Source organism: Micromonospora sp. NPDC047465 (assembly GCF_040643125.1).
Classification (GTDB): domain Bacteria; phylum Actinomycetota; class Actinomycetes; order Mycobacteriales; family Micromonosporaceae; genus Micromonospora.
In genome coordinates this window covers 1-10750 of sequence record NZ_JBEYTP010000093.1, presented here as the reverse complement: position 1 = coordinate 10750, position 10750 = coordinate 1, and the positions used below count along the sequence as shown (strand labels likewise).

7 protein-coding genes and 1 pseudogene are annotated in these 10750 nt (G+C 73.3%); 2 read left to right on the top strand and 6 right to left on the bottom strand.

Annotated elements, in window-relative coordinates:
- Positions 1-80 precede the first annotated feature (80 nt).
- From pulA to ABZ793_RS34185, 4 genes are all read right to left on the bottom strand, one after another.
- Positions 81-5582: a pullulanase-type alpha-1,6-glucosidase gene (pulA, locus tag ABZ793_RS34200; protein WP_357465061.1), complete on the bottom strand. Its 5502-nt coding sequence runs from the start codon at positions 5580-5582 to the stop codon at positions 81-83.
- A gap of 150 nt (positions 5583-5732) precedes the next feature.
- The gene (locus ABZ793_RS34195; protein ID WP_357465059.1) at positions 5733-6428 is read right to left on the bottom strand and encodes a cellulose-binding protein; all 696 of its coding nucleotides are present in this window, start codon (positions 6426-6428) and stop codon (positions 5733-5735) included.
- An 84-nt stretch (positions 6429-6512) separates the two neighbouring features.
- Positions 6513-6902 carry a hypothetical protein gene (locus ABZ793_RS34190; RefSeq protein ID WP_350711436.1) on the bottom strand — a complete coding sequence of 130 codons (390 nt, stop codon included), beginning with the start codon at positions 6900-6902 and terminating at the stop codon, positions 6513-6515.
- Positions 6903-6940: 38 nt separating this feature from the next.
- Positions 6941-7609 carry a hypothetical protein gene (locus ABZ793_RS34185; protein WP_357465057.1) on the bottom strand — a complete coding sequence of 223 codons (669 nt, stop codon included), beginning with the start codon at positions 7607-7609 and terminating at the stop codon, positions 6941-6943.
- Between the two features lie 19 nt (positions 7610-7628).
- Between ABZ793_RS34185 and ABZ793_RS34180 the strand changes: the two genes are divergently transcribed.
- Complete coding sequence (locus tag ABZ793_RS34180; protein ID WP_357465055.1) at positions 7629-7811, top strand: hypothetical protein; 183 nt, start codon at positions 7629-7631, stop codon at positions 7809-7811.
- Between the two features lie 13 nt (positions 7812-7824).
- On the opposite strand, the gene ABZ793_RS34175 is transcribed toward ABZ793_RS34180, so the two are convergent.
- Positions 7825-9498, bottom strand: a complete 1674-nt coding sequence (locus ABZ793_RS34175; RefSeq protein WP_357465053.1) for a right-handed parallel beta-helix repeat-containing protein — start codon at positions 9496-9498, stop codon at positions 7825-7827.
- Positions 9499-9581: 83 nt separating this feature from the next.
- Positions 9582-10001, bottom strand: coding sequence for an ArsC/Spx/MgsR family protein (locus tag ABZ793_RS34170; protein WP_357465051.1), 420 nt, complete (start codon positions 9999-10001; stop codon positions 9582-9584).
- A gap of 505 nt (positions 10002-10506) precedes the next feature.
- Here ABZ793_RS34170 and ABZ793_RS34165 point away from each other — a divergent pair.
- Positions 10507-10750: pseudogene (locus ABZ793_RS34165) on the top strand (phytochelatin synthase); the annotation flags it as partial.

Sequence of the window (10750 nt, the reverse complement as noted above, 5' to 3'; positions counted from 1 at the left end):
GGCACCGGCCGCACGGACCGGACGAACACCGAACCGGCCCCCTCCCGCACTCGCGGGAGGGGGCCGGTTCGTGTCGCGCGTCAGCTCTGCACGAACACCGCCACACTGCGGGCCGGCACCGTGAACGTGCCGCTCGCCCGGTCGAACGAGGCAGTGCGCAGCGCCTCGTCCGCCGAGGTCCGCAGCACCGGGTGCAGTGCCACGTCCGCCCCACGCAGCCCGGTCAGCTGCTGCGTCGCCGCCTCCGGGGTGGCGTTGAAGACCACCGTCACCGACTTCCAGCGCCCGTCGAGGCCGCGGCCGTCGAGCGTCATGGTGAGCACGCCGGGCGTCTCGGCCGCGCCGGAGAGCGGGAAGGCGACCCGCTGCTGCACCTGTTCCGCCGTGGCCAGCCCGAAGACCGGCGAGGAGGCCCGGATCTTCAGCAGCTCGGCGTACCGGGCGTCGGTCATGTTGATCGCCGCGCAGTCCGGCACCAGGGCCGGATCGGCCAGCAGCGGCTTGGCGTACGGCCACTTGTCCCGGTTGTCCTGCGCGGGCGGCAGCCCGGCGCCGAACCCGTTGCCCTGGGCGCAGTCCCAGCGGATCTGGTTGAACCAGTCACCCGAGTTGTACGAGTTGCGGTCCAGCGACTTCGAGCGCAGCCGCTCGGTGCCGGTGGTGACGAAGCCGGGACCCTGCCCCATCACCACGGTGCTCAGCGCCAGCACCTGCATCCGGGCCCGGTCCGCCGCCGGGGTGTCCTGCGGCAGCTTGTACGCCAGCGCGTCGTACAGGATCTCGTTGTCGTGCGCGTCGACGTAGGTGACCGCCTCCCCCGGCGCGGCGGTGTAGCCGGCGGGCGAGCCGTTGTAGTCGACCTGGCCGCCGGTGACCTGCCGGCCGGCGGAGTCGGTGAACCGGTAGCCGCGCAGGTTGCCGGTGAGCCCCACCTTGATCAGGTCGTGCTGGTGCAGCAGGCGGGCCCGCTGCTCGGCCGCGGACCCGTTCACCGGATCACCGTTGGGGTCGGTGAACAGGCCGGAGGCGAAGCCCTGCACCCGCGGGTTGGCGTCGAACGGCCCGCCGCCGCGCACCGCGTCGCGGAGCCGGTCGTTGAAGGTGCCGATCCCGGTGCCGGCCATGTTGGCCTGGGTGGCCTGCACGAACCGGGCGTCGCCGGCGACCTCGCCGAAGTTCCAGCCCTCGCCGTAGAGCAGGATCTTCTTCCCGTCCACGCCGTCGCGGGCGAGGGTCAGCTCGTCGAGCGCCTTGCGCACGGCCAGGATGTTCGCCTTCGGGTGGTGGCCCATCAGGTCGAACCGGAAGCCGTCCACCTTGTACGCCCTGGCCCAGGTGACCAGCGAGTCCACCACGAGCTTGCCCATCATGGCGTGCTCGGGGGCGGTGTTGGCGCAGCAGGTCGAGTTGGCGACGCTGCCGTCCTCCAGCAGCCGGTGGTAGTAGCCGGGCACGACCTGGTCGAGCACGGACTTCGGGTCGGCGCCGGCCGCCGAGGTGTGGTTGTAGACGACGTCCATCACCACGCGCAGCCCCGCGCCGTTGACCCCGGCCACCATCTGCCGGAACTCCGTGGTGCGCTTCGCCCCGGCCGGGTCGACGGCGTAGCCGCCCTCCGGCACGGTGTAGTGCAGCGGGTCGTACCCCCAGTTGTAGCCGTCGGTGTCCGCCACCGCCGCGACGCACTGCTGCTGTTCCTCGGAGTCCGGCGGCAGCGCGGCCAGGTCGCAGGCCGGCTGCCGCTGGTCGGCCCGCCGCTCGGGGATCGTGGCGAAGTCGAACGCGGGCAGCAGGTGCAGGTGCGTCACCCCGGCGTCACCGAGCGCCTTGAGGTGCGCCATGCCGGCGGTCCGGGGGTCGGTGAAGGCGAGGTAGGTGCCCCGCCGCTCGGCCGGCACGGTGGTGTCGGCGACGGAGAAGTCCCGGACGGACAGCTCGGAGATCTGCACCTTCGTCGACGGCACGGCCGCCGGCTTGCGCAGCGTCGCCCAGCCGGCCGGCGCGAGCGCCGGGTCGGCCAGGTCCACGATCTGGCTGTGCGTGGAGTTCGGCGCCAGCGCCAGCGAGTACGGGTCGGTCACCGCGGCGGTGACCATCTGCTGCGTCGCGGGCTGCCACGCCTGCACCTGGTAGCGGTAGTACTTGCCGTGCCAGTCGCGGGCGCCGCGCACCGACCAGACGCCGGTGCGGTCGTCGCGGCGCATCGCCACCGCCTTCGGCTGCCCCGTCGGCGAGTCGAAGAGCTGGAGCGACACCTGCCGCGCCGTCGGCGCCCAGACCGCGAGCGTCGGCACCCTGCCGGCGAAGGTCGGCCCGAGCTTCGCGTCGGTGGCCCGGGCGTAGACGTCGTCGAGCACCCCGGGGATCTGCACGCCGGTCGCGGCGAGCAGGGTGCCCTCGGCGTCCCGCTCGGTCACCAGGAGCTGCCCGCGCAGGGCCGCGGGGACCTTGGCCAGGTCCCGCCGGTCGAGGGCGAAGCTCCGGTACGCCCACAGGTGCGGGAAGGCCGCGCGCTGGGCCTCGGTGAGCCCGTTGCGCTGCGCCGTCAACGGCAGTGTGGTGTACGTGCCGGTCAGCTCGCCGTCGGCGACGGTGACCCCGCCGGCGGGGGCGGCGACCAGGGCGTACGTCCTGCCGTCGGTGGGCCCGGTCTGCCAGGCGACGGTCGAGCGGTCGATCCAGTGCGCCTTCTGCCTGGTGATGTCGACGTCCCGGGCGGCGCCGGACGCGGTGGACGGCAGCAGCCGCCCGGGTGTGCCGGCGAGCAGCCACACCTCGCGGCCGGCGGCGGCGAAGTCGAGCCGCTGGTCCTCCGGCAGGTCCTTCTCGTCGCCCTTGTGAATGATGTAGCTCAGCCCGGTCGCCCCGGCGGCGAGGGGCACCCGGAACACCGCGCCGAACGCGTCGACGCCGGCCGGGGCGAGCGGCTTCGCCCAGTCCGTCGGGTTGGCGGCGCCGTCCCACAGGTGCAGGCCCCAGCCGTCGTAGTTGCCGTCGGCGCGGCGGTAGTGGATGAGCGCGGTGCCGTCCTCGACGGGCGGGTCGGGCTCGCCGGTGGCGGCCTGCCGGGTCGGGTAGATCGCCGGGTCGCCCTGCTTGAGCCAGATCTCCCCGGTCTGCGTCACGTCGATGGTGCGGTCCTGGCCGACGTCCTTGTTCCCGTTCCTGTCGACCACCAGGAAGCCGACCGACTTCGCGCCCGGCTTGAGCTTCACCCAGGCGAACCGGCCGTAGGCGTCCTCGCCGGCGAACGGCTGCCCCTTGGGCCACTCGGTGGCGTACGCGGGGTCGATGTCGCCCCAGGCGTAGAGGCCCCAGTCGTCGTAGCCGCCGGCCGGGCGCTGGTAGTGCACCACCGCCCAGTCCCGGGAGGCGGACTGGGCCGGGGTGCCGACGGTGGCCGTGGACCGGGCCGTGGCGGTCCGGCCCCTGCCGTCGCGCACGACGGCCTTGTACTCGACGGCCGTGCCGCCGGCCAGCCCGGTCAGGTCGTGGTGGACGGTGTACGGGGCCCGGTCGGCGCTGCCGAGCAGGGTCCACTTCCCGCCGGCGACCCGGGCGGCGACGGTGACGGTGGCCAGCGGGTCGCCGGTGACCTGGGCGGTGACGGCGGCCTTCGTGGCGACGGGCTCGCCGGGTGCCGGAGCGGTGATCGTGATCTTCGGCGCGGCGTCGGGCAGCGCGATCGGGGTGCCGGCCCGGTGCACCACCGCCGACAGCGGCGGCACGGTCAGGGTGAGCTTCCCGTCGGCGGCGGCGGCCGGGGCGGCCGAGCCGCCGTAGACGCCGGCGAAGGTGGCGCCGGCCGACCAGGTGTCCACGGTGACAGTCTGCGCGGTCGCGGCGTTGTTCACCGCGACGACGTACTCGGTGCGCTGCTTCGGGTCGATCCGGGAGAACACGAAGACGCCGGGTCCGTCGGCGGCGTACCGGGTGATCTGGACACCGTCGCGCAGGGCCGGGTGCGCCTGGCGCAGCGCGCCCAGCTCGGCGATGGCCCGGTAGAGCGGGTGCGTCGGGTCGAACTGGTCGACCGCGTGCGTCCGGTCGGTGCCGAGCAGGTCGTCGTCGAGGTAGTCGGGCGTACGGGAGGCGAACATGTCCTGCCGGGCGTCCTTGTCGCCGCCCGGACCGGTGAAGCCCTGCTCGTCGCCGGAGTAGACCACCGGCTGGCCCCGGGTGAGGAACATCAGCTCGTGGGCGAGCCGGTCGCGGCGCAGGTGGCTGGCCGGGTCGGTGCCACCACCGGCGATGAACGAGCCGATCCGGCCCATGTCGTGGTTGCCGAGGAACGTGGTCAGCCGCCGCGCGTCGGTGTCGCGGGAGCGGTAGAGGTCGTCGCGGGCGTACACGTCGGCGAGGGCCTTGGCGGAGCCGTCGCCGGCGGTGTAGCCGCGCGCGGCCTCCTGGAAGGCGAAGTCGAGGGTGGCCGGCAGGCCACCGCGCCGCACGTACGTCGAGGTGATCTCCGGGTCGGCGCTGTAGACCTCGCCGAACATGAAGAAGTCCTTCTTGCCCGCGCGGTCGGCGGCGCGCTCGATGCCCTGACTGAACTGCGGCCAGAAGTCGAGGTTGGCGTGCTTCACGGTGTCCAGCCGGAAACCGTCGACACCGGTGGACTCCACCCACTCGGAGTAGACCTTCGTGAGCCCGCGCACCACCTCGGGGCGCTCGGTCCACAGGTCGTCGAGCCCGAAGAAGTCGCCGTACTCGCTGTTCTCCCCGGCGAAGGTGGAGTCACCCCGGTTGTGGTACATGGTCGGGTCGTTCAGCCACTCCGGGACCTTGACCTTCGCGTCGGCCGGGGTGTCGAACGTCGGGGTGTACGGGAACGACGTGGTGTCGACCTTCGGGAAGTCCCGGCTGCCGTCGGCGTAGTGGCGGTCCTCGAAGGCCCGCCCCTGCGCGTCGGTGTAGGGGGAGGTCGCCTTGTCCACGTAGGTGTACTTGTCCTCGGCGTACTTGATGACGTCGGCGGTGTGGTTGACGATGACGTCGAGGTAGACCTTGATCCCGCGCTGGTGGGCGAGCCGCACCAGCCGCTTCAGGTCGTCCCTCGTGCCGAAGTGCGGGTCGACCTGGGTGAAGTCGGTGATCCAGTAGCCGTGGTAGCCGGCCGAGACGTCGGACCCGGTGCCCTGCACGGGACGGTTCTTGAAGATCGGGGCGAGCCAGATGGCCGTCGTGCCCAGCCCCTGGATGTAGTCGAGCCTGTCCGTGACGCCCTTGAGGTCGCCGCCGTGGTAGAAGCCCTTGTCCTTCGGGTCCAGCCCGGTGGAGAGCCGGTCCCCGGTGAGGCCGCCGGCGTCGTTGCGCGGGTCGCCGTTGGCGAACCGGTCCGGCAGGACGAAGTAGAACTGCTCGGCACGGGCCTGGTTGCTGCCGGCCTCCAGCAACGCCTCCGCCGGGGGCTCGGCACGCCACTGGGTGGCGCCGGCCGCGGCGAGCGGCCCGGTGCCGTCCGTGCCGTCGGTGGCGTCGGCGCCGAGCTGGTGTACGGCGACCGGGGTGCCCACGAGGGTGAGGGTGAGCAGGGAGACGAGGGCGAGCAGGGCCTTGCGCGGTATCGGCGGCGGTTTCATCGACGGCCTTCCTCTGGTCGCTGATTGGCCCGCACGCTAGCCCTTGCCGAAACATTCTGCAATACCTTGCAAACGAAGTCGCAACAAAGCAGTGCGCTTGCAAAAGCAGGCCCGGCGCGAACGCGCCGGGCCCTGGGAAACCTCGGTGACCTACAGCCCGTGGCAGGCGACGCCGTCGACGGTGCAGCTTGCCGGGCGGCTGTCCGCGTGCTGGACGTAGAACCGCAGCGCCACCGACGCTCCCCCGGCCAGATCCTGGCCGCTGCGGTAGGTGAAGCCGTCGTCGGTCCGGGTGGCCGTCCCCTGTGGCGCGCCCTCGATCCACGCGCTGCCCAGCCGACCGCCCGGGAAGGCGAGCCGGGCCGTCCACGCCCGGCCGTCCCGGGAGGCGTTGCTGACCAGCACCTCGCCGACGAACCCGCCGTGGGACTCGTCCAGTACCCGGTAGCGCCCGCTCACCGGCGACGCGGTCGGCGGCAGCAGCAGCACCGTGCCCTCGTCTCCGCCAGGGTCCGGGGACGGCGTACGGCTCGAACGCGCCGGCGTGGGCCCGCCCGGGGTGGACCGGCCGGTGACGCGGCCGATCGGCGTGGGCGACGCCCGCCTCGACGGCGACGCGGCCGTGGCCGGGACGCTCGTCGAGGGCCATGCGTCGGGCAGGGCGAGGGTCGGCTCGGGCGGGCCGGGCTGCGCGTCGAACGCGGGGCTGCGCCCCCGGTAGGCGCCGAGCGCGATGACCAACAGCACCACCATCACCCCGGCGCCGACGGACACCACGATCCAGGGCGAGGACGCGATGACGGCCGTGCCGTAGGACTTGCTCGATGGTCGGCGCATGCCGGACATGCCCTCCTCCAGCGGTCGTCCGAAAGAGCGTAGCGGTCGCTGGCAAGGAGGTGGGAGCCGGAACGTGCCCGCCGGACGGGACGGTCAGGCGGCGCGCAGAACCGTGCAGATGACCGGGCCGTCGTCGGTGGCGCGCAGCAGGTAGCGGTAACGCTCGCCGGGCACCGCTCGACCCTGGCTGTCCAGGAACTCCCACTCGACGGCCACCATCGTCAGCAGTGCCGACATCGGCTGCACGTCCTCGATGGCCGCGTGCGCGGCGACCAGCTCGCGCTCCTGGTAGTCGGGGGCGGCGCCCACGAAGGACAGTGCCACCGCCGCCGGGGAGGTGAACGAGAAGCTGTACGTGTCGGCGACCACCAGCCCCGGCAGCGCGTAACAGCCGGCGATGGCGGGCAGGTCGCCGGTGGTCAGCGCCACGCCGTACCGGTCGAAGAAGTCGGTCAGCGTGTCGAGATCGGTGGAGGCTCTCACAAAGGACAGCATTTGCCTGCCGGCCGCCGGGCCAAACCTCAGCGCGGCGGGATGCGCACCTCGATCTCGGCGCCGAGCCGGGCGTCGCCGGCCAGGCCGAGGTCGTCGCCGCTCCAGAACCGGCCCGGATCGTACCAGTTCGGACGCCGCCCGGCGGGGAGCAGCCCCATCGCCTCGTAGGTCACCGCGACGACCTCCGCGCAGTACGCCGTCTCCAGCGCGCGGTCGCGCACCGATGCCCCGGAGCGGTCCCGGCCCCGCCCCGGCAGCGTCGGGACCCGCATCGCCGGCACCCGACCGCGCACCCAGCGCCAGGCGAGCTGGGCGGTGGAGGGGAACGGTGTGCCGTCGAGCCGGGCGACGGTGCGCAGCACCGCGTTCTCCATCTCCGCGTCGGCCGGCGGGTCGAGCTGGCGCAGCCAGGCGCGCTGGCCGTACCGGTTGGCCCAGACGCAGACCGCGTCCCGCAGGTCGTGCAACTGCACGCCGCGCTGGTGGGTGCCGGACCACATGTCGGGCAGCGACCTGCCCAGCTCCGCGTGCCACATCAGGGGCGGCATGTCGTCCAGCACCACCGCCATGCCGACGTGGTTGACCGGGCTGTTGGTGGTCAACTGGATGGCCCGGTCCGGCACGCTGCGGCCCCGGAACACCCACACGTCGCCGGTGCGGGTCAGCTCCGCTGCCTCGTCCAGGCTGATGCTCATGGGGGTCTACCCTAGGCCGATGCGGCAACGGATGCGGTGGTGGAAGGTGCTCGGGCTCGCGGGTCTCGCCGGTGTCGCGGCGTCCGGCGTGGTGATCGCGCGGGCGGAACGGCGGCGTCGGGCGTACACCCCGGAGGAGATCCGGGCCCGGCTGCGCGACCGGCACGCGGAGGCGGCAGCGCCCGCCGACGACGCCCGCTGACGACCGGCGGGCGTCAGCTCTCGTCGTGGTGGTTGCGGTCCCAGCGGCCGCCGACCGGCGGGGTGTCGAGCCGCACCGGCCCGACCGCGTTGCCGGCGAAGTCGTTGTCCTCGATCCGGCAGGACACGCAACTGCCGTCGGGCGTGATCCAGAACGCGTGGGTCTGGGTCTGCTCGTCGCGGTGGTCCCAGACGCGGTTGCCCCGCACCGTCGCGGAGTCGACCGCCGCGTTGACGGTGATGCCGGCCCGGACCGGCGGCGCCGCCGGCAGCTCGTAGGACGCGCCGGGCGGCGGCGTGTCCTCGTTCCACCCGGTCGGCGAGTCCGCCCGCACCTCGGCGAGGGTCAGGTCGGTGTCGGTGTTGGACACCACGACAGCTGTCCGTGACCCGACCCGCACCACCTTGCCCCGGTGCCCGTCGCGCGGCCAGTGCGCCGTCTGGTCGGTCACGGACCGGTCGTGGTAGCGCACCGACTCGCCCCCGCCGGCCGCGGCCGGGGCGCACCGCCGACCGTTGCTGCGGATGCGGTTGTTCACCAACACCGCGTCGGTCATCGGCCGGTCGATCCGGATCGCGTCCAGGCCGTTGTCCCAGAACTCGTTGCTGTCGACGACCACGTCCGCCGCCGCGCCCCGGTAGCCGTGCCCGAGGTCGTGCTCGTGGTGGCCGTACCCCCCGTTGGCGCTGATCCGGTTTCCACGGATCGTGTACGGGCCCGGCGTGTTGCCGATGCTGACCCCGTCGCGGACGTTGCGGTCGATGACGCAGTCGGTGAGGATCCCGCCGCGGCCCGCGACCCCCGCCGTGCCGTTGGCGGAGACGTCGAAGCCGGCCTCCAGGTTGCCGGTGAGGGTGCAGGCGGAGACGATCAGGCCGTCGGCGCCCCAGTCGGAAATGCCGAAGCGGTTGGCCTGGCTGTGGCAGCCGATGATGCGGTAGCCGCGCGGGGGCGTCCAGTGATCCTTCTGCAGTTCGAGGAAGATCCCGTTGGTGCCGTTGCCGACGGTCGTGCAGTTGGCGATGGTGAGCCGCTCCACCTCGCCCCACCCGCCGATGCCGACGCCGATGCCGGCCCCGCCCATCTCCTCGCCGTTGTCCAGGCGACCGCAGCCGATCACGACCACCCCGTCGATGAGGCTGTCCTGGAGGAAGTCGCAGCCGAGGCCGGTCGCCCCGGTGTGGTGGATGTAGAGGTTGCGGAAGACGCCGCGCACGACGTACTGGAGGCCGAGCCCCTTGGCGAGGTAGCTGTACTCGACCATCGCCACCCCGGAGCCGTCGATCTCGAAGTCGGCGAAGGTGCAGTCGGCGATGTGCCGGTCGCGGTTCGCGCCGTGCTGCACGGTGGTCCAGAAGGCCAGCGGCGTCGGCTCCGCCCGGTTCCCCTCGTTGCTCAGCAGGAACCGGGTCGCTCCGGGGCCCGCGCCGATCAGCGACACGCCGCTGCGCCACACCGTGCCCGCGTCCCGGACCGAGTAGATCCCCGGCGGGCAGTAGATCACCCGGGCCCGCCCGTCGGCGGCGTACCCCTCGCCGAGGCGGTCCACCAGGGCGGACAGCGCCGGCTGGTCGTTCGTCACGCCGTCGCCGCGCAGCCCGTACTCGCGCGCGTCGCACCACAGGGGCGCCCCGGCGACCGGGGTGAGCCGCTGCGGGACGGCGGTGGACAGGCTCCGGCGCGACATCGGCCCCTCCTCCTCGGCGTGCGGCGGGTGCACTCCGAGCAGGCCGCTTTCCCGGCGGCTACGGACGGAAACGCGTCACCGGTTCATCCGTTCGCCGGGGGCGAGGGGAGGCCCGGCTCCGCGCCACCGCCGGACGCCGCGCCGCTGCGGCGCACCGCCTCCGCCACCGCCTCCGGCGTACGGCCCACGAGCGCGCTCCCGTCGTCGAGCAGCAGGAGGGGCCGCTGGATCAGCTCCGGGGCAGCGACCATCGCGTCGATCCAGCGCCGCTCGGCTGCCTCGTCCCGCGGCCACTCGGCCATGCCCAGGGCGACCGCGGCGGGCTCCTGCGTCCGGCAGACGTCCCAGGGGCGCGCGCCGAGCCGGCGCAGCACCTCGGTCAACTCCGCGGCGCTCGGCGGCCGGTCCACGTACGGGCGCACCCCGTAACCCACACCGGCCTCGTCCAGGGCGGACCGGGCGGCGGCGCACTTCGAGCAGGACGGGTTGTTCCAGATCTCCATGCCGTCATGGTCGCAGCAGTCCCGCCCCTAGGCCGCGGCGGCCACGGCGAACGCGGGTCGACCGGTCGTCACCTCGCAGCCGACGCCTCGCACTGACGGCCCGCTTGGGGTGTGTGTCCGGTTCGGCGAAGGCTTCCGGGTGCGGCGTGGGTTGTCGTGTCCGGTTGGTGGTGGATTGCGGTGGCGGGCGCCACCACCCCGGCGGGCATGGGCCGGGGGGCCGGCGCGTGATACCCATCGTGACCGCGTGACCCCCGCACCGTTCCGGCGGCCCGGGGCGACGGCCGGAATGCCGGCCGGACCCACGTCGTTACACCCCCCGGGATTGCTGGAGCGGTGGCCGCCGGAATGTGTGGCCCGCCCGGCCGGTTACATCCCTCGGGACCGCGCCCCACCCCCCGAACGCAGGGCGCACCCCTCTCTTTCTGGCTTGACCTTTCCTTTCCGTGGCACACCCGCCCCCCCTGGTGTGTGCCGCGTACCCCCGATCGAAAGGTGCTTCATCATGCGTACCGATCTGATCCGTAAGGCTGCCCTGACCGCTGCCGGCCTCGCCTTCACCGGCGGCGCCGTCGCCGGCCCCGTCACCGCCGCCCACGCCGCCCCCACCACCGACAGCAAGCCGGCCACCCAGGACCGCAAGAGCGGCGAGAAGGAACTCGGCGTGCGCTACGAGGCCCAGCCGAACTTCTACTACTGCGGCCCCGCCGCCACCCGCAACGCCCTGAGCGTGCAGGGCAAGGACATCA